The following is a 19,668-nucleotide window of genomic DNA, read 5'->3' as shown; positions in this document are numbered from 1 at the left end:
GATCAGCATGCCGCGCAAAGCAAGTTAACTGATGACTTGCATGAGTTTTTGCGATATAAGCGAAAACCTAGGGAGAATAATGGGTTATGGGCCAATACTTGCCCATGAATGCGCTACGAGCCTTCGATGCTGCGGCGCGTCATGGCAATTTCAGTCGAGCGGCGGAAGAGCTTTGCATTACCCAAGGGGCCGTCAGCAGGCATATCGCGGTACTTGAGACCCACCTCGGAATAAAGTTATTTGTTCGTAAGCATCGTCGCATCGAACTGACGGAAGAGGCTCGACGATATCATAAGCGGCTTCAGGTTGCGTTTGACGAGATAAGGTCCGCGACGTCCGAGATCTGCGCGTCGTCAAAACACAATGTCCTAAAGCTTAGGTGTTTACCCACCTTTGCCATGCGCTGGTTGATCCCTCGCCTCGCGAGGTTTCGCGAGCAATATCCGCAGGTGGAAATTCAGGTCTCAACCTCACAACAATCCCCTGCCAATTTTGAAGCGCAAGGCATCGATGCCTCGATCGAGTACGGATTGGGCCAGTGGCCTGGGCTCGAGGCCAAACATCTGTTCGACGAACTGCTCATCGTCGTATGCGGCCCCAAGCTTGCGAATGGAATGCCGGTCCCGCGCTATCCGCACGAACTCGATCATCACGTTCTTCTCCATTCCTTGCAGCGCCCGGATTTTTGGCGGCAATGGCTCCAGACTGCAGGCGCGCCGCAGGTCCCGGCCAACACGGGCCTACGATTTGAAAACTCGGGGCTCGCGTGCCAAGCAGCTATCGACGGCCTTGGTATTGCAATTGTGCATCTTCCCTTGATTGAAAGGGATCTCGAAACCGGCCGACTGATCGCACCGTTCAATCTCATTGTCCGCAACCAGATGGCATTCTATCTCGCTTATCCAACCGAAAAGAGCGATTTGCCGGCACTTGTCGCGTTCCGCGCAATGGCTGCTCGGTGAGGCGGCGGCAACCGTCAGATCCATCGATCTGAAATGGACGGGAAAGAAGCGACTCTCAGCCCCGGACATGGACCTTGTGACATCCGCGTAATATAGCGTGAGCAGCCCTTAACTGGTCTGCCCTCCGCGACCTGCGACTAACAGTCCCGGCGTCCCGCAAGATTATACAAGAATGCACTCCTCTAATGCCCTCTATCTGGGCCGAACGATGGGCGCAGTCGTCGCCTTGCTTGCGGCGCATGGCGGTGCACAAATAGGGGGACGGAAACAATGAAGCGCTTCAGCTTGCTGGCCTTCGCGGCGGTTCTTGCCTCACTGTCCATTTCTACAGATGCGCATTCTGCCGAGGTCAAGATCGGCATCATCGGCTCTTTTAGCGGCCCCTATGCCGAGTGGGGCGTCCAATTCAAACGAGCCGTTGACCTCTATGTCGAGAAGCACGGAGGAAAGCTTGGAGGCCACACCGTTGAGGTCCTCTATCGTGATTCTGGCGGCCCAAATCCCGCTCGAGCGAAACAACTCGCTCAAGAGCTGATCACCCGAGAGGGGGTACAATTTCTCGGCGGTATGGACTTCACGCCTAACGCGGTAGCCGTTGCCGATGTTGTGACGCAAGCGAAAATTCCCTTCGTCATTTTCAACGCAAATACCGCAGATACCACACGTAAATCGCCATATTTTTTAAGAGTGGGCTGCACCATCTGGCAATTGGCGTATGGCATCACGCGCTATGCTATTGATCAGGGCAAGAAGAAAGCTGTTGTCTTTGCCGTCGACTACGCCCCCGGTCACGACGCAATTGCAGCTTATGATGCCAATTACGGCAAGCTCGGCGGCAAGATCGTCGATGTCGTAAAGGTGCCTTTGGATACAACTGACTTCTCCAGCTACTTCCAGCGGCTGCAGGACGCGAACGCTGACGTTCTATTTACGTTCGTCCCGAACGGGCCCATCTCCGTTGCACTGTTCAAAGGGTATTTCGAGCGCGGCTTGGCACAACGGGGCTTGCAGTACTTTGGCCTCGGTGAAACCGAGGAGGCACCCCTCGCGGCATTGGGACAAACCGGCGAACTGGCCATCGGTGTATATTCCTCTCTCTTTTATGGTCCTCATTCGCCAGAAAGCACCGCGAATAAGGAGTTCGTCAATGCGCTGGAAGCAAAATACGGGAAGGGCGCCATACCTAATATCGGGACCGTTGAGGCGTGGGACGGCATACACCTGATCGCCCATATGACCGAAGCAACCGACGGGAAACTTGATGGTGAAAACGCCTTGGCGGCCGCCAAAGGGTACTCCTGGGAGAGCCCGCGCGGATCGATCCGGTCGAACGGGACCTGATCCAAAACGTCTATATCCGAAAGGTCGAGAAGATCGACGGCGTCCTCGTAAATAAACAGGTCGCCGTAATTCCGAATCTCAAAGATCCCTGGAAGGAGGCCAATCCTGCCTCGCGCTGACGACGTTTAGGCGCGCGAAAATAGGGGAGTAGAATCAGGCCGCATGACTCCAGGCCAATGCGGCGGGACGTAATGGCCATTGGCAGCATGCTTGTGATGCAGGCGGTGTTTGAGGGATCAAGTGAATAGCTACTGGACGACGGGTATATCGCTTTTGATCGACGGCCTGTCCTTCGGGATGATCCTCTTTCTGATCTCCTCTGGCCTGACGATCACGCTCGGCGTGATGCGTCTTCTAAACATTGCACATTGTGGTTTCGCCATGATCGGCGGTTACACTGCACTCTCGCTCGTCAATCATTTTGGCCTGGGTTTGCTCGCCGCGCTTCCGATTGCTGTTGCAATCACGGCGATACTCGGGGCCATTCTTGAACGGACCGTATATCGATGGATCTATGAGACGAGTGCTCTCGGTCAAATCCTGATGACAATTGGCCTCACATTCATAATGATCGCCTCGATCAACGCCGGTTATGGCTCGCTGACGCATACATTACCAACGCCTGAATTCCTGGCGGGAGCATGGCATTTTGAAGAGATATCGATTTCTGCTTACCGTAGCTTTCTTTCAATCGTCAGCCTGACAATCGCAGGCCTGATTTGGTACGTCATCGAACAGACCGATTTTGGCGCCCGCTTGCGCGCCTCCGTCGATAATCCGCGCATGGCTCGCTGTGTCGGGATCAATGTGCGGCGGGTGTTCGCTCAGACCTTCGTTGCTGGGTGCGCGTTAGCGGCCATAGCCGGCGTACTTGGAACGCAGATGCTGCCGCTGCAGCCATACTATGCCACGAACTATATGGTCATGGTTTTGATCGTCGTTGCGGTTGGCGGCTTTGGCAGTCTCAAAGGATCGCTTATCGCCGCGCTCGGCTATAGCATCTTCGATACCTATTTTCGCTATCTCTTTCCGGCGGCCGGCGCTTTCGGCATCTACATTCTTCTGGCCCTCATTCTGTCCATTCGACCTTTTGGGCTTTATGGCCGTGCTTAAGGTAACTCCCTCAAAGGACACACCTAAACGGGACATCGCCGCGTCCTTTGGATCCCACCGCTTGGGACTTAGCGATGCGCTGGTGTGGGCGCTTGCAATTTTCGCTTATTTCTTCTTGGGCGCCTATCACCAGCTCGGCACCCAAGTCATCATCATGATCATCTTGGCTCTGTCGCTCGATCTCGCCATCGGTTACTCTGGAATCGAAAGTTTAGGTCATGCCGTCTTTTTTGGTATCGGAGCCTACGCCGCCGCCCTTTTTGCGCTCAATGTTTTATCTGAACCCTTGACCGGCCTTGTGGTAGGAGGGCTAGCTGCCGGCGCGTTCGGCTTCGTCACGGGTTTGCTGGTTCTTCGTGTTCGCGGCTTGACTCAAGTCATCCTCACGATCGCCATTGGTGCCGTCGTCCTCCAAGTTGCGACAACCTGGAAATCAGTAACGGGCGGAGATGATGGCCTTGCGGGGTATCAGGTCGCACCCATCTTGGGACGTTACTCGTTCGACCTCTATGGCCATACTGCCTATCTCTATTCGCTTTGCGTGCTGGCCTTCGTGTTTGCCCTTGCCCGGATCTTGGTAAACTCGCCATTTGGATATGTTCTGCGTGGGATACGCGACAACGACCAACGCATGCGCATGCTAGGCGTACCGGTCGCCGCACGGTTGCTTCTCATCTATTCGATTTCGGCAGCAATAGCGGGTGTGGCCGGTGCAATTTCCGCACAAGTCACCGGGCTTGTCGCAACCGACTCACTCTCATTCCTGCTATCCGGAAACGTCCTCATCATGTTGCTAATCGGCGGGATGGGGCGCCTGACCGGCGCATTCATTGGGGGCATTATTTTCGTCATTTTTTCTGATCGGGCCGCGGCGATAGACCCCTTCAATTGGTTGTTTATGCTGGGTGGACTCCTCATTCTCGCCGTCAGGTTTACACCTCAAGGCGTTGGTCCCTGGATTGATCGTATGGGTGGCTATCTCCTCGATCGCAGGCGGAAACCATGAATGATACGGTCCTCGAAATCGTCGGTCTGCACAAAAGCTTCGGTGCTCTCGCCGTCACGCGTAATATCAACTTCCGCCTTGAGATTGGTGCAAGACACGCTCTGATTGGTCCGAATGGCGCAGGAAAGACCACCCTTGTAAATCTCATCACGGGAGCGTTGGCTCCATCCTCTGGGTCGATCCGACTTGAAGGACGTGACATCACACGGTATTCGCCGCAACGCCGAGTCTCTCTGGGGCTCGCGCGAACGTTTCAAATAAACTCGCTATTCCCGTCCATGACGGTGGTCGAAAATATTGCCCTCGCGGTCGTTGCAAATATGCATATCGACGCAAAACTGTGGGGCGCGCTCAATAGGCGCAAGCAGGTTCTGATCGAACTCGAGCGGCTCCTAGACGTTTTTAACCTCAGTGGTTCGGCATGCCAATTGATTTCCAATCTCGCATATGGTCAACGGCGGCTCGTTGAGCTCGCGCTGGCGCTGGCTCTCAAGCCAAAGGTGCTCATTCTCGACGAACCTGCTGCTGGCTTGCCGAAAGAAGACAGCGGAAAACTTTCGGAATTGCTGCGGCGGTTGCCCGCCGACCTCGCAGTCATCGTCATCGAGCACGACATGCAGATCGTTTTTGGTTTCGCTGACCGTATCACGGTGTTGGCAGAGGGAAGCGTGCTGACGCAGGGAACCCCGTCCGAGATTCGAGCAGATGCTAAGGTACGAGAGGTTTACCTCGGACAGGCGCGCAATGACTGATTTGCTGAGACTGGAAGCTGTCACCGCAGGATATGGCTATGGCGCCGCGGCTATTGAAAACGTGGCTCTTTCGCTCCCGAGAGGGTCGTCATTGGCCGTGTTGGGACGCAATGGTGTCGGCAAGACGTCCCTGCTTGCGACCATTATGGGCCTAACGCAAATGGCCTCCGGCAAGATCACATTTGACGGCGGCGAGATCGGAGGCATCGATACCTACGAGCGGGCTCGCCTGGGCCTCGGTTACGTGCCTCAGGAACGAGAGATCTTTCCTTCCCTGACGGTAGAGGAAAACCTTTCCGTTGCAAGGGTTGATCGGGGAAAGTGGAACATTGAATCCGTGTTTGAGCTATTCCCCCGGCTTGCTGAGCGACGGCAGAACTTCGGAAATCATTTGTCGGGTGGAGAGCAGCAGATGCTGGCTGTCGGCCGAGCGCTCGTCAGCAATCCCGCTTTGCTTATTCTCGACGAGCCGTTCGAAGGATTGGCTCCGGTCATTGTTGACCAGCTTGTGGAAGCGCTCAAACGCATCAGAAAAGAAAGCGATATGACGTTTATCCTCGTAGAACACCATGTTGATCTAGCGCTGTCACTAACGGTCCAGGCCCTAATTCTGGATCGAGGCCAAGTGGTTTGGAACGGCAAAAGCAACGATCTGGCGGGCAATAAGTCCGTTCTATCGAGCCTCGTTGGCATCAGCTAGGGAGGTAGACGACCTCCGATTACATACCTACCGGCAACGATACCAGTGCCGAGGTTACGGTACGGGACAATTGCCTCCATCGACATTAATGGCTGTTCCCGTTACGAACGAGGCTAGGTCCGAGGCTAGAAAGCAGGCCACATTCGCAACCTCGGTCACAGTTCCAAGCCGACCGAGACGCACGCTCTTTCCTTTCTGCAAAACGAAGTCTTCGTAGCTCGCTTGCGGTGCGGTGGACCGGTGCATTCGTTTCCACTGGTCGGTTTCGATCGATCCAAGGCAGATGGCGTTGATAAGGACGTTATCCGGCGCGCATTCGTTAGCCAGCAGCTTCGTCATGGATAGGCCGGCCGCCCGGCTCAGCGCCGACGGAGCGGCGCCGGTACCGGCCTTTGCCGCAATGCTGAGAATATTGACAACTCGTCCCCAGCGTCTTGCTCGCATTCCAGAGAGGCAACGCTGAGTTAAGTAAAGTGCCCCTCCGACTTTCAGCATGAAATCGGACTGGAGTGCGTCCCACTCAACTCCCGATATTGGCTCGTGGGCAGCGTTGCCTGCGTTGTTAACGAGGACGTCAACATGACTGAAGTCGGGGGAGAGCCTCGACCAGGCCTGGTCAATCTGCAATTTGTTTCCGAGATCACATGAGATTCCAATCACGCGCTGACCGGTTGTGCTACTTATCTGGTCGGCGGTATCACTCACTTGTTGTTTATCTCGGGCGAGAATTGCAACAGAAGCGCCGGCCTCGGCGAACGCCAGAGCTATCGCTCGGCCAATGCCTCGGCTTCCGCCCGTTACGATTGCGGTTCGGCTTTTCAGCGAAATCTGCACTAAACTATCCTTGCTTGCTCTAGCACCGAGATTTCCATCGCAGCAGTCCGAAAATGCGGAACCGCGGACGAGTTACGTGGCGGGCGCAGAGGCCTGGGACCGGGCAACTTTGTCGAGCGCCTGCCAGTCTCGAAGTCCGACCGCCTCAGCAAAGGCCGCGCGAGCCGCCGGAAAATCGGCCAGTGCCGGGAGAGGGGACCCGTCGGCCGTGGACAACAACAACCCTGCGAGCGCGCTCGCCATCGCTTCTGTGGTCCGCAGCATCAAATAACTCGGATAAGCGATAAGATCGTAGCCCATCACAAAGAGATCTTGTGCCCGCGGCAGTTGCGCTTTCCCATCTTCAGTTAGGGCAAGCAGCTGGTGTTTCCCCCGGAAGGCACTCCCAACCGTCACGAGATCGTCATGTGCTTTCAATCCTGGAATAAATACACCATCCGCGCCCGCGGCTAAGCTGCGCTCCGCTCGCTTTAGGGCGCCATCTAGGCCAAGCGTTGTTAAGGAGTCCGTGCGGGCGATAATCAACATGTCGCCTGAACTGCGGGCATCAACAGCTGCCCGAAGCTTTGTTTCGAATTCTGCCATCGCGACAACAGCAGGAGCAGGATTATCGCCGGGTTGCTTGCTCGGGCGAGCCTGGTCCTCCAGGATCACGGCGCCAACACCAAGCGCCTCGTACGCGCGGATCATGCGAACAACGCTCTTGATGTCACCGTAGCCGTCATCGCCATCGGTGATGAAGGGTAGATCGGAGGCCGCCGCAATATCCTGAATACCGGCGACCATCTCGCCAAGCGCCGCAATGCCTAGGTCCGGCAACCCGTAACGGGCAGCAAGCATTGCCGACCCACCAATTGCAAACGCTTTGAACCCAGCCCGCCCTATCAGCCGGGCGGCAAAAGCATCTTGAGCAACCGGAAGGACGAGCGGTCGTCCGGCTTCCATGACCTTGCGCAGAGGAATACGAGCTTTCAAAAGACACCCAATGATGCGAGTACGGCAACGACGCGAGTCCGACAACCGTGAAAGCGGTTAGTGAAGGTCGCTCCAGTGCAGAAGACCATCGTTGGACTCAGCACGTTTCATAAAGCACGTGTACTATCAACCGACAGGCGCCGGCATCACTAGGAGAAAATTGCACGATGGGCTGCCCCGATAGCATTGCAATTTCTTGCTAGCGGATCAGCGCCTAAAACCCTGTACTCGCGCAAAATCCTGTGGCGACACGGCGGGCCTCAGGGCTAGTACTGCTCAAGCCAGAGGAGAACGTCGCACTCTTCTTTCATGGACGAGGTCGCATGACGAGTGGCCACCTTAGCTAGCCAAAGGGTGCGCCATGCCATAGTGCACTCAGCCAAGCGCGTGGTCTCTTGGTTCGCTGGGTCAGTGTCCGACGTGACGACATGGAGTAGATCTCGACAGGCGCCAAGGCCGGTCGAGCCTGGCCTTTTACTCAACCGAGCTCGCAAGGCACACATCTGGGCAGCTCAGACTAATGTTGCGTCCCGATGCGTGTGGCCGGTTCTGTCAACAATCCCATTCAATCGACCAGACACGGAGACTTCCACGATGACAGGACACACCAAACAGGAGCCTCGCCTGGCGGGAGGCGAAGATGCGTCCCTCCGGGGCAAGGTTGCGATCGTAACGGGCGCAAGCCGAGGCATCGGTGCTGCCATTGCGCTCGAGCTCGCGCAAGCAGGCGTCGATTCCGTTATCGTCGCCCGGGATGAGGCCATGCTCAACAGCGTTGCCGAACGCGCACGATCATTTGGAACAAGGGTAGAGGTCGTTGCTGGCGACCTGCGAAACGTGGAAACCGTTTCCTGGACGATCGACCGGGCCTTGGCCGCTTTTCAGAAGATTGATATTCTTGTCAACAACGCCGGTGCGACCACGCGGGGGCACTTCCTGGAGCTGCCCGATAGTGATTGGGAGGATGGTTTCGGCCTAAAATTCTTTGGTGCAATGCGCCTCTGTCGGGCGGCCTGGCCTACACTTGTTCAGACGAGTGGATCCGTCGTGAATATCGCCGGTGCAGGCGGCCGAACACCCGACATCTATTTCGCTATCGGTTCGCCAGTGAATGCCGCACTCAATAGTTTCAGCAAATTCCTCGCCGAGCTTGGCATTAGGGACGGCGTGAGGGTCAATTGTATCAATCCCGGCTTGGTGAGGACAGACAGATTGACAAAGCGCCTGACGCTGGAGAGCCGCGAACGACGCATCGACCCTGCCGAAATGGAATATCAGCTCAGCCGCGAGTTGCGCATTGCGCGAATCGGCGAGCCTGAGGATATCGCGGCGCTGGTTAGATTTGTCTTGTCAGATCGCGGTCGTCTCCTGCAAGGGGCTGCTATCGATGCGGATGCAGGTCTGACAAAAACGCTTTAGATTCGCCTAACCGCGCAACTCTGGTTCGTCGGCCCCACTCAGGGAGAATGCCGAGGTTCAGGTCGCGCGTATAACCAGGGCTGGCACGCTCGGCTCTTCTGCTGGAAGTCCTCAATGTCGGCGACGAATCTTAGCGTTTGACCAATCTCGTCGAGGCCCTCTAGCAGCGTTGCGCGACGGGCAGTTGGAATGTTAAAAGCGATTGTCCTGTCGTTCGGTAATTCGATGGTGCAGCTTTCGAGATCCACCGACATCGTCGGATCGTTCGTGGTCGCCAGGTGGTGATGGATCTCATCAACCTCTGCCTGCGGTAACGTGACGAGTAGCAGCCCGTTCTTGAACGAGTTTTCGTAAAAAATGTCGCCAAAGGTGGGTGCAATCACGCAGCGAATACCGAACCGTACCAGGGCCCAAACCGCGAACTCGCGGGAGCTGCCACAACCAAAATTGGCTCCCGCAACAATAACTTTGCTCTTGCGAAAGGGGGCGCGGTTCAAGATAAAGTCCGGCACCTCTTGGCCTTGCAGATCATACCGCCAGATCGCAAACAGGCCTTCCCCCGGATTGCTCTTCAAGCTGCGTTGCCAAGCGACCGAAATGATCGCGTCTGTATCGATGTTAGGGCGCGGGAAACTGGCCGCGACACCCTCGACACGTGTGTATTTCTCCATACGAATTCTCCGGCGGCCTAGGTTAAGTACCTTCTGACGTCCGTTACCGCCCCGGCAATCGCAGCGGCGGCCACCGAGGCGGGACTGGCTAGGTGGGTGCGACTCTTTTGGCCTTGGCGCCCCTCGAAATTGCGGTTCGACGTAGAGATGCAACGCTTACCGGGTCCTACAAAGTCATCATTGATGGCGACGCACATGGAACATCCGGCCTCCCGCCACTCAAACCCAGCTTCCAGGAAGACTTTGTCGAGCCCCAGAGATTCAGCGGCATGTTTAACCTGCGCTGAGCCGGGTACCACAAGCGCGCGTACATGCGAAGCGACCTTGCGCCCCCGCACGACTTCGGCGGCAGCCTCTATATCGGAAAGGCGGCTGTTGGTGCATGAACCGATAAACGCCACGTCGACGGTGAGCCCTTCGAGAGACTGACCGGCCTCAAGACCGAGATAAGTCAGCGAACGGTCCATTGCGGCGCGACGCGCAAGGTCGTTAACCGCCGCGGGATCAGGAATCGGATCGCTGACGCTGCCAACATCCTCGGGGGTCGTCCCCCAGGTGACCTGCGGGCCGATGCTCGTGCAATCAACATCGACCTCTCGATCGAAAACCGCTTCTGGGTCGGTCGGGAGCGAACGCCAGTAAGCCAATGACTGTTCCCACATTTCTCCCTTGGGCGAATAAGGCAGATCGTGGAGATATTCGAATGTGACGTCATCGGCAGCTATAAGTCCAGCTCTCGCACCGAACTCGATCGACATATTGCAGATGGTTTGGCGTTCTTCTATCGACAAAGACCGTATGACGCTGCCGGCATATTCCACAGCGTAGCCACGTCCCGCCGCAACGCCGATCTGACCAATCAATCTCAAAATGAGATCCTTGGCGTATACCCCTCGGTTGAGCTTGCCTTCGAAATTGATACGCATGCGTTTCGGCCGCCGCTGGACGATTGTCTGGGTCGCGAGCACATGCTCCACCTCGCTGGTGCCAATGCCCCAAGCCCAACAACCAAGTCCTCCACACGTTGCCGTATGGCTGTCGCCGCATACCAGTGTTGTGCCGGGCAAGACGATGCCGAGCTCAGGTGCGATTACATGGACAATGCCTTGCCGAGGATCGTCAACATCAATGAGTTCAATCTTATGAGCCTGACAATTTTCACGTAACAGCTGCACGAATTCCCGACCACCAGCGAACGTCTCTCCCGTACGACCTTTCGCCGTGGAAAGGATGTGATCGACAACAGCATAGGTCAGTTCGGGATTACGGGTCTTGCGGCCAGCACGCTTCAAGCCCTCGAAGGCGGCAGCCGATGTGCATTCATGAACCATGTGCCGGTCCACATGAAGAAGAAACACGCCATCTTCAATCTCCCGGATAACATGCGACAGCCAGATCTTGTCGAACAGAGTTTCGCTGTTTGCCATGGCGCTAATCGACTTGTCCCAAGGGGCTTGAATTCTCACGAGGTGAGCGAGCCGTACACGAGCTTTGGGAAGTTAAGAACCTCGGACATTGCCCAATAGGAGAAAATTGCAAACACCCCTTTTGCCCGGCTAGCAAATCGATGCTGTGCGTCAGATGCGCTTAAGTACTCGCGGTCCACGCAAAATAGAACGATCGGCCTGCATCAGGCCTGCGCTATCTACAAGAGCAACTTTCTGGAAACGCGGAGCGAGCCAACGGGTATTGCCTGCGCAAACAACTACGCCGGGCACAACGATTGCAAGAGGCGAAAGCTGCCTATTGACGTCCGTTCGGATGATCTTCTTGGCGAGCCAAACCGAAAGGTTCCAATATAGGCTGATCGCTTGTCCGGAACAGAATCGATTTCTCATACGCAATATATTCGCACCACGACCAAGCCGGCTCTGCGATCACATCGCGCTCTGACCATTCGTGCTTGACGCCATCGATAATGGTGGCACCGCTTCCCTTCGCAACAACACAAAGACTACTCGATGTGCGTCGTCGTGCCTTCGAGTGGAAGCCTTTACGGAATCCGTTCACGTGACAGGCGATTGTCGGCATGACATGCCCACCCGTGATAGGATTTACGTATTCGTAAACGACACCCTCGTACGGGTCATCATCGTCGCGGTCCAGTCCGGCTTGTATCATTGCTTCGGCGGCAGCCCATTTGTACACCAACTGGGGCGAGGCCGGCGGTTGCGCGCGCGTCCGACCTTGTAGCATTCCGAGCGCGCCAATATCTTCGTAAGAGCCCACAGTATTGGTATAGGGTTCTAAGGATTTGCTAGGATGCATCTCGAAACAATCGGCTCGCATGTATGAAACGAATGGGGTATCGAGCGCATCGAACCAAACCATTGGCTCCGTCCCGCCATTGTGCGCGTGACTATGCCAGCACCCTCCAGGCGTGAGCAAAAGATCAAGCTCGTGCATATCCGCGCGCGTGCCATCGACGACCGTGAACGCACCACTTCCCGACAAGATGAAGCGCAGCGCTGAATAGGTGTGCCGGTGCGCCGGTGCGACTTCGCCAGGTAGGATCATCTGCAACGCGCCATTGAGCGTAGGCGTTGCTGCTGCGGACCGTGGCATCCCGGGATTCTCAAACAGAAGAATTCGGCGCTCAGTGCCCGGCCCGGCCAATGATGTCTTAACAGCTTCCTCGAACTCAGCGTGCAAGTCGCGCCACCGCCATACATGGCCGCGCGCCTTGTAGCCCATCTCTTCGGCGACCCCGCTGGTATTCCAGATGGGAATGATACTCAGCCGCTTCATACGATCGGCCCGCTCGGCTGTGGGATCGGCATGTTTCGGATCTGGCTGAGCCGTGCTGTTCGACATTTTGGTTCCTCAACTTTAGTTCGAGCTTGCCGCCACGCTGCGGTTGATTAGACCTGCCGGCTAGCATGAAATTGCAGGACGAGGACTGCGCCTCCTCTAATTTTTGGCTATGCGCGGTGATCGGAGCATTTCGTCCGCCGACCAATCGCCGGCCTCGATCAGGAGCGTCATTTCGCCAATATCCTGTACGCCAACGACGACGCGGTCGCCCGGTACAATTTCGGATACTCCTTCGGGAGTGCCGCTCATGATGATGTCGCCGGGATGAAGTGTATAATAGGCGGACGCGAACGCGATCAGCTTGGGAACCGACCATATGAGGTGTCGCGTATTCGATCGCTGCTTCTCCTTGCCGTTTATGCTCAGATAAAGGTCAAGAACCCCGGGATCGGGAATCTCATCTCGCGTAACCAACCAGGGTCCCAAGACGGAATAGGTGTCGATTGATTTCCGCAGGCTCCGCTCTTCGGGACCACGGACAACCGCGTCGACAGCAACGGCGTACCCAGCGACATACTGCAAGGCGTCTGCCTGCGGGATGTTGCGACCCCGTCGACCTATAACAACACCCAACTCGGCTTCGGGGTCGTGCCTTCGCGTCGGATCGCCCAGTCTGATCAGCGATCCCGGGCCCACTAGCGAACTATTGGCCTTCAAAAAAAGACCGGCTCTGTCGATCGTCTGAACCTCCGATCGGCCCTGCCGCAATTCTTGATTGTTCGTCCCCTCGTCGAGATGGAGCTGATAGTTGACAGGGGCAGCGATGATCTTAGACGGATTAGCGACGGGGCTATCAAGCCGAACCGAGCTCACGGGAATGCGTCGAGCGCGCCCGGCCAGCTCCTGTGCCTTGGCGATGACGCGGTCCAAATGCTCGATCATGATGTCGTGCTGCGGAAACGGCCACTTGAGGCTGGGCAGCACGTCCAGCGCCTCGGTAACGACGAGAATTTCGCCATCTCGCACGATACCAAGCTGATTTCCATCGAAACGACAGAGCCGCATATTATTCTCTCCTATCCAGATAGAGCGGTTAGGGCAGCCAAGCCGCCGGCTTATGCCCTAACCCTATGGCGTCGCCCCGACGTAAGTGTTGGAGTGGGCGTGGCGCCGAATCGCGCGAAAGAACTCGTCCGTCTCCGGCAGAAACTCGAACAGCGCAAAACTATGAATGCTATCGTCGAACAAGTGCAGTTCGGCATCTCCGCCCGCCGATTTAGCAGCAGCGACCAATGCACGAGCGTCGTCAGCGAGGGCTTCTCCACGCGCCGCAAAGACGCGCATCGGTGGTAGCCCGGCAAGATTTCCGCGAAGCGGCGAAATGGCGGGATCATCGGGCTCTCGGTCTTGGATGAACGCACCAGCCAAAGTCAGTAGTCGCCGCCGGGTCATCCAGGGCTCGGTTCGTCTATTGCCGTCGATACTGGCCGCCGTCAGCGTGAGATCGGCAAAGGGCGACAGGAGATAAAGGGCGGCGGGCCGAGTGACATTCTCGTGACGGAGCTTTGCGGCGAGACTTAAAGCAAGACCACCGCCCGAGCATTCGCCACTGACTGCAACTGGGTCTGCGCGCCGCGAAAGCCACGCAAAGGCCGCTCGCACATCCTCCTGCATTTGCATTGGCGTATGTTCCGGGACAAGTCGGAACTCGGGTACCAACGCCCAGCCACCGATCGCGCGCGCTAGACCAGCTGCAAGCAAAACCGAGCTCTTAGCCGAACCAAACACATATCCTCCCCCATGAAGATGAAGAACGGCAGGACCACTTTTCCCGCCGGGGGGAATGACGCATAACGCAGGCACCCCGTCGCAGTCGACGGTTTCTACCGACACATCCTCTGGCAACGCACATAGACTCGACATGAACCGCTCGTAAGCAGCCCGTTCGCTCATCCAGTCTTCATCTTCGAACTTGAGAGCATTCGACCAAAGATCGAACGCGCGGGCGGCGGCCGGCCGCGACGGCCGCACCAATGGACTGGCGTTAAACAGGTCGAATGGCTTGTTTGATTCGGCGACTTCATCATAGCCATAGAGCCACGCAAACCGCTCATACCCAGCTTGGTCGAGCTTCAGCATGCCCCGCCCCATCCGTCCGTAAGCCGCCTGACGCTCGGGTGCCTTTTCATGAAATGCCGTAAGATCGCCGCGACTTTGGTGAAGCAACCGAGTGGTCCGCGGCTTCCGCCGCGCTTGAAACTCGGAAAAAGCGGCTTCCAAGTTGCTCCCGCTCCGGTGCAAACAAGCCGCCAACGCCACCGAATCTTCGAGCGCCATCGCCGCACCGGAGCCGGATGTCGGCAGCACCGGGTGGGCCGCGTCGCCAATCAGAACTATTCGCCCGCGATGCCATTCTGGCAGGGGATAACGATAATTGATCGCCGTGATGAAAGCTTCGGTTACAGCCTCAGTGATCTCTCGGACGTCTTTGCAGGCGTCCTTAAATGAGGCGCGCAAATCCGCGACATCCCCAGCTGTGGCCCAGTCCTCACGATGGATCTCATCGGCAGGTACGTAGAAGGCTGCATAAAACTGTTTGCCGCGACGAATCGGATAGCAAACCACGTGGCGACCCGCACCGCTCCACACATTGGTATCCAATGTTAGCGCTTTGCTGAGAAGCGTCGTTGGTAGAACGGTCCGCCAGGCGAGGAGGCCCGTAGATATCGACTCGCTTTCTCCAAAAATTGCGCTTCGCACCTTGGAACGCAGGCCATCGGCTCCGATTAGGAGATCGCCAAGAACAGCCTCACCCCTCTCGAGAATGACGGTAACACTTCGATCATCTTGCTTCACATCGACAACAGAGCAGTTGAGCCGGATCTCCGTTCCGTCCAAATGTCTTGCAAGAGCGTCGATCAAATCGCGGCGATGCGTCTTGTAAAGCGGGGCGCCATACAGCTTGGCTCCCGCTTCGCCCAGTTGGGTGCGATTGCGTACCTCACCGCTCACCATATCATAAAATGTAATCGTCTCGGGCGGCTCATCCGAGCGCTTTATCTCCGCCGCAATGCCCAGCGATTCAAGAACGCGCATAGCATGAGGTCCAAGGACAACACCTGCTCCAACCTCGCTTAACTCCGCCGCTCGCTCGATGACGGTCACGTCGATGCCGTTACGACGCAAAGCAACCGCCGTAGCCAGTCCGGCCACTCCGGCTCCGACAATCAGGGCACGCATAGCCATCCTCCCGTAGTTGGACATCTGTGACCGATATCCTTTATTCGCAGGTTAAGCTCACCAGTCGTCGAACCGACCAGAGCGCTGCGGGTTAAGGCGAGCTTTCCGGGCTACTCACTGCCCGGTCAATCATCGACCTACGTCGCGCTGCCGCCTTGTCATTTTGGTAAACGTGTTTCCTATTCTGTCGTTTGTCAAGCAGCGCCCAGTCCTGGCGGCAAACCCCAAGCCAAACTCTTTCCGTCGCACAAGTATGCGGCGCAGTATTGTCCTATTCCGCTAGTCGCACCGATTGTAAGTTCCGGCGATACCCTCAAGCCCTGCGGCATGCATACGCCCGCCGCTACACAACTTTTGCTGACCTATGAAACAGCTGATCTCTCCTGTTCGGTGCAGCTTTCCACTATGCGGGGCCGTTCAAAGCGCACCGCCGCCACATAGCAGTGCGACGTGCACCAATCGATGCGACCCTGCTGCGAGCGAGGTTAAACAATAATGGCTGGCCGTCTGGCTGGACGTCACATTTTGATCTCGGGCGGCGGAAGCGGAATCGGCCATGCCACCGCCATGCGATGCGCCGAGGAAGGAGCGGTGGTGACTGTTGTCGGACGGCGGCTCGATTGCTTGAAAGAGGTCGCCAGGTTGACGCGAGGACACGCTATTGCGGCGGATCTTACCGACGAGGCGCAAGCATTTGCCGCGGTGAACGACGCCGCGGCCCTTATGGGCTGTCTCGATGGTATCATCAATTGCGTCGGCAATGCCGAGGCCGCTGTTCTAGAAGATATCGACTTAGCTCGTTGGGACGCGAGTCTTCGCACCAACCTTACGTCTCACTACCTGGTCTGCAGAGCAGCATTGCCACATCTTCGAAAGACTCGAGCAGCAGCCATCGTCAACGTGTCGGCACTGGCAGGTATACGACCCGGTGTAAGCAGCGCGGCGTACGGAGCCGCAAAGGCCGGCGTCATCCAATTTACCAAGACACTTGCTGCCCAGTTGGCGCCCGATATACGAGTGAACTGCGTCTGCCCGGGGGCCGTCGATACTGAGATGATGGACCGATTTTTGGCCGGAAAGTCAGCCTCGCAACAAGACGCTTTTCTGGCGAGGTACGCGCTGAGGCGGCTGGCAATTCCCCTAGAAATAGCAAATCTCTTGCTGTTCCTGGTCAGTTCGGAGGCTCAGTACATCACAGGCAGCAACTATGTCTGCGACGGAGGTCGGGCCTATCAGTGATAGGGAGGTCCTACCGAACGGAACTTGTCACCTGTCCAGTCGACACTGGATCATGACGGCTAGGCTAAGGCTGGCACGCTTGGATAAGGCGACCAGCCTAATTTGCAGATGAGATCGGGCCTAGACAGGCCCGCGATGGCTCGGTGTCGACAGAGCAGGCATGGCGCGCTGCCAAGCCCGCTCAGCCCTTTTGAAAGATCTGACAGTGCGAACCGCGGGTCGGACCGCTTGAACTAGGTCGGCAGCCGCGAATTCGCGGGGACGATCCGCGGCGGCCCCAGAGCGCCACGCTGGGTGCGCGGCTTCTTCACGAAGTCTGCAAACTCGGCATCGACGCCGTATGGCCAGCTGCGCTTGAGAGGGTCCTCCACTAACGTCGTCAGCCGACCGAGCCCCGTTATTTCCTGAACGATGGTATCGCCATGCTGCATCGGACCTAAACCCTGACGGTTGCAGCCTGTCGCGATTATATCGCCTGGGAAGAACGTATTGAACATCGAGGCCTTGTGAATGAGCGCCGGGATTCGATGGGCCATGTCACTTGTGTGGTAGTCCTGCCGTAGCTCGCCGTTGGCCCAAAGCCGGACCTGCAGATCGTGAGGGTCCCGCACTTCATCCTTTGTCACGACCAAGGGACCAAGAGGCGCAAACGTATCCCAATTCTTTTGCGTGAAAAATGACATCTGACCGTTCGACAATATGCCGCGTGCGGACCCGTCTTGAACGATCGTGTATCCAAAAACATAATCCAACGCTTCGCTCTCCGAGACGTCCTTGCAGGTCTTGCCTATGACCACGCCTAGTTCCAATTCGTGATGGACGATGGTCACTTCGACCTTAGGAAGAATCATTGTGTCGCCATCGCCAATGATCGCAGATGGCGATTTGTGAAAGAACTCAAGATCGCTGATATTGCCTTCGATCCCCTCTTTATAGTTCGCTGCGGCGCACAGAATTTTAGATGGTCGCGGCAGCGGCGCTCTCAGCCGCACTTCGGAGACTGGGCGGCCCTTCGTGCGCGACACGTAATCCTCCAAGAGCGGCCGGTAGGTCGCCCAGTTAGTCATCAGACCTTCCATCAGGTATTGAGGCCCGCATTTCGCGAGCGCGGAAACCGGCTTTGTGATGTCGACAATTTCATTCTCTTTGATTGCCCCGGGTATGAACTCGTTGAACAAAGCTAGTTTCATCGAAGTACTCCTCGCATCCCGCTGAAAGCCGCCGCCTAAGGTGCATAAACCAAGGCGCATCCGACGCTGCACGTCGCGACCGACGCAATGTCACTAGGCGTCAAACCCACCAATCAAAATAGTATGGAATTTTGCAAGCGCTGGAACAGCGCAATTTTTTACTCGAATTGCACAGCGAAGCACCGAATACTCTGATGTAAAGCATGGCAGGTCGGGGCTTGCATGACGGTAAGGAGAGCGGCCTCGGAAAGGCGACCGGACCGTAGCTCGCGGCCAAGTCTCTGACGGGAGGGGAGTGAAGGAGCGAGCCCGCCACCTGCGCTCGGCTTCACCTCGTCTGCGGCCATTGGCTTCCATGACCGAATGTGGACGCTGCGGCGCGGCGTGTCGAGCGGCAAGCCAATGATTGGACTTCCACAACATTCGTCCAACTGCTGGCTCTTGCGAGACCAATGCTCCTAAGTTGGCGGCTCGGCTAGGCCGCCCAGGCGCCGCGAAGCTGCTTGCGCGGCGGCGCGGAGCTTCTTTTGAAGTGCAGGTTCGCTATTGATGGACGAACCATGGACTGACCCAAAAAACGTGAGGGCCATTGGCACACGGCCGCGATGATCGAAAATCGGCGCTGCTGTGGTTTCCAATCCTAGTCTGATGACTGTGGGAAATACGGGGTCGAGCAGACCATTGCGTTGCTGCGATGGAACCGATGCTGAGAGACCGAACTCGCGAACCGCCGCACACATGCGCGTCACGTCCTGGCGCCGAATCTGCTGTTCGGGGTTCTCGCGATTCCACACGGCAAGCTCTTGCTTCACCAGCGGGGCAATTTCCCCTCCCTCGCGATAGGCCATGAGCACGCGCCCGGTTGCCGACCATAAGAGCGGGAGCACGCGGCCTTCGTCGATCCGGAAATGATAGCCCAAGCGTCCGGATTGCCAACGCACCACCGTCGGACCAAATGAGCCCCAAACGGAGAGATGTCCGTCAAAGCCGGTCTCCTCACTGAAGGCGACGAGCGCATCCACGCCGATCCGAATGTGATCCAATTGACCGAGGGCAACCAATCCTAATTCGACAACGGCTTGCCCCAAAGCGTAATGGCCTGATCTGACGTCCTGCTCCATAAAGCCCGCCGCGAGCAGGCTTGACAAATACCTATGAGCCCGGCTCGGGCTGAGTCCGCTGACGGTGGCAACATCCTTAAGCGGAAGCGGCCGGCGCTCCTTCGCGATCGCCTGTAGCATTGATAGACCAACGAGCATGGCACGGATGCCGTTGCCGGCCTCTTCCCCGTCCTCCCGTTCACGCAGCGGCATTCCCTTTGACCGGAGCCTGCCGCCAGCTGGAAGGCCCTTAGCTTTTTTCGGATCCGAGCGGAGGTTCTTTTTTCGGGCCATGTCTTTGATAGCGGTGGCTGCGCCGTGGTTCGGATCAAGATCGTTATTCGGTTCCGTGCCGTGCTTCAAGCGGCGGTC

General features: G+C 57.0%; 17 protein-coding genes. 8 read left to right on the top strand and 9 right to left on the bottom strand.

What is annotated here, in order from left to right; genetic code table 11:
• Nucleotides 1-86: 86 nt before the first annotated feature.
• The 6 genes from gcvA to ACWAT4_RS42495 all read left to right on the top strand — a co-directional run bounded on the left by gcvA (nt 87) and on the right by ACWAT4_RS42495 (nt 5,874).
• On the top strand, nt 87-962 hold the full coding sequence (gene gcvA / locus ACWAT4_RS42520; RefSeq protein ID WP_128929980.1) for a transcriptional regulator GcvA: 876 nt from the start codon (nt 87-89) through the stop codon (nt 960-962).
• A 270-nt stretch (nt 963-1,232) separates the two neighbouring features.
• Nucleotides 1,233-2,303, top strand: coding sequence for an ABC transporter substrate-binding protein (locus ACWAT4_RS42515; protein ID WP_237864941.1), 1,071 nt, complete (start codon nt 1,233-1,235; stop codon nt 2,301-2,303).
• A 240-nt stretch (nt 2,304-2,543) separates the two neighbouring features.
• Nucleotides 2,544-3,416 (top strand): branched-chain amino acid ABC transporter permease, encoded by an 873-nt coding sequence (locus tag ACWAT4_RS42510; protein ID WP_128955133.1) that lies wholly within the window; start codon nt 2,544-2,546, stop codon nt 3,414-3,416.
• A 61-nt stretch (nt 3,417-3,477) separates the two neighbouring features.
• Entirely contained in the window at nt 3,478-4,422 is a 945-nt protein-coding gene (locus ACWAT4_RS42505) for a branched-chain amino acid ABC transporter permease (protein WP_206733114.1), read from the top strand.
• Nucleotides 4,419-5,174, top strand: coding sequence for an ABC transporter ATP-binding protein (locus ACWAT4_RS42500; RefSeq protein WP_128929984.1), 756 nt, complete (start codon nt 4,419-4,421; stop codon nt 5,172-5,174). The genes ACWAT4_RS42505 and ACWAT4_RS42500 overlap by 4 nt, the downstream gene beginning before the upstream one ends.
• Complete coding sequence (locus ACWAT4_RS42495; protein ID WP_128929985.1) at nt 5,167-5,874, top strand: ABC transporter ATP-binding protein; 708 nt, start codon at nt 5,167-5,169, stop codon at nt 5,872-5,874. The genes ACWAT4_RS42500 and ACWAT4_RS42495 overlap by 8 nt, the downstream gene beginning before the upstream one ends.
• 54 nt (nt 5,875-5,928) lie before the next feature.
• Here the strand turns inward: ACWAT4_RS42495 and ACWAT4_RS42490 are convergent, their stop codons facing one another.
• Entirely contained in the window at nt 5,929-6,708 is a 780-nt protein-coding gene (locus tag ACWAT4_RS42490) for an SDR family NAD(P)-dependent oxidoreductase (RefSeq protein ID WP_128955134.1), read from the bottom strand.
• 72 nt (nt 6,709-6,780) lie between these two features.
• The gene (locus ACWAT4_RS42485) at nt 6,781-7,683 is read right to left on the bottom strand and encodes an isocitrate lyase/PEP mutase family protein (protein WP_128929987.1); all 903 of its coding nucleotides are present in this window, start codon (nt 7,681-7,683) and stop codon (nt 6,781-6,783) included.
• 594 nt (nt 7,684-8,277) lie between these two features.
• Between ACWAT4_RS42485 and ACWAT4_RS42480 the strand changes: the two genes are divergently transcribed.
• Nucleotides 8,278-9,102: an SDR family NAD(P)-dependent oxidoreductase gene (locus ACWAT4_RS42480; protein WP_128929988.1), complete on the top strand. Its 825-nt coding sequence runs from the start codon at nt 8,278-8,280 to the stop codon at nt 9,100-9,102.
• Between the two features lie 38 nt (nt 9,103-9,140).
• Here the strand turns inward: ACWAT4_RS42480 and leuD are convergent, their stop codons facing one another.
• The 5 genes from leuD to ACWAT4_RS42455 form a co-directional block, all read right to left on the bottom strand.
• Complete coding sequence (gene leuD / locus ACWAT4_RS42475) at nt 9,141-9,773, bottom strand: 3-isopropylmalate dehydratase small subunit (RefSeq protein WP_128929989.1); 633 nt, start codon at nt 9,771-9,773, stop codon at nt 9,141-9,143.
• Nucleotides 9,774-9,790: 17 nt separating this feature from the next.
• The gene (leuC, locus tag ACWAT4_RS42470) at nt 9,791-11,200 is read right to left on the bottom strand and encodes a 3-isopropylmalate dehydratase large subunit (RefSeq protein ID WP_128929990.1); all 1,410 of its coding nucleotides are present in this window, start codon (nt 11,198-11,200) and stop codon (nt 9,791-9,793) included.
• 316 nt (nt 11,201-11,516) lie between these two features.
• A complete protein-coding gene (locus ACWAT4_RS42465; RefSeq protein WP_128929991.1) occupies nt 11,517-12,587 on the bottom strand; it encodes a cupin domain-containing protein in 1,071 nt (356 codons plus the stop codon).
• Nucleotides 12,588-12,683: 96 nt separating this feature from the next.
• Nucleotides 12,684-13,592, bottom strand: coding sequence for a fumarylacetoacetate hydrolase family protein (locus ACWAT4_RS42460; RefSeq protein ID WP_128929992.1), 909 nt, complete (start codon nt 13,590-13,592; stop codon nt 12,684-12,686).
• Between the two features lie 63 nt (nt 13,593-13,655).
• Complete coding sequence (locus ACWAT4_RS42455; RefSeq protein WP_164933583.1) at nt 13,656-15,767, bottom strand: alpha/beta hydrolase fold domain-containing protein; 2,112 nt, start codon at nt 15,765-15,767, stop codon at nt 13,656-13,658.
• A 495-nt stretch (nt 15,768-16,262) separates the two neighbouring features.
• On the opposite strand from ACWAT4_RS42455, the gene ACWAT4_RS42450 reads away from it, so the two are divergent.
• Nucleotides 16,263-17,006: an SDR family NAD(P)-dependent oxidoreductase gene (locus ACWAT4_RS42450; protein WP_128929994.1), complete on the top strand. Its 744-nt coding sequence runs from the start codon at nt 16,263-16,265 to the stop codon at nt 17,004-17,006.
• A 233-nt stretch (nt 17,007-17,239) separates the two neighbouring features.
• Here the strand turns inward: ACWAT4_RS42450 and ACWAT4_RS42445 are convergent, their stop codons facing one another.
• Nucleotides 17,240-18,196 (bottom strand): fumarylacetoacetate hydrolase family protein, encoded by a 957-nt coding sequence (locus tag ACWAT4_RS42445; RefSeq protein ID WP_164933584.1) that lies wholly within the window; start codon nt 18,194-18,196, stop codon nt 17,240-17,242.
• Between the two features lie 458 nt (nt 18,197-18,654).
• The gene (locus tag ACWAT4_RS42440; RefSeq protein WP_128929996.1) at nt 18,655-19,659 is read right to left on the bottom strand and encodes an IclR family transcriptional regulator; all 1,005 of its coding nucleotides are present in this window, start codon (nt 19,657-19,659) and stop codon (nt 18,655-18,657) included.
• Nucleotides 19,660-19,668: the final 9 nt, after the last annotated feature.

This window comes from Bradyrhizobium sp. T-1 (assembly GCF_053592855.1).
The sequence above is the reverse complement of the archived record's forward strand: the minus strand, read 5'-3'. Positions and strand labels throughout refer to the sequence as shown.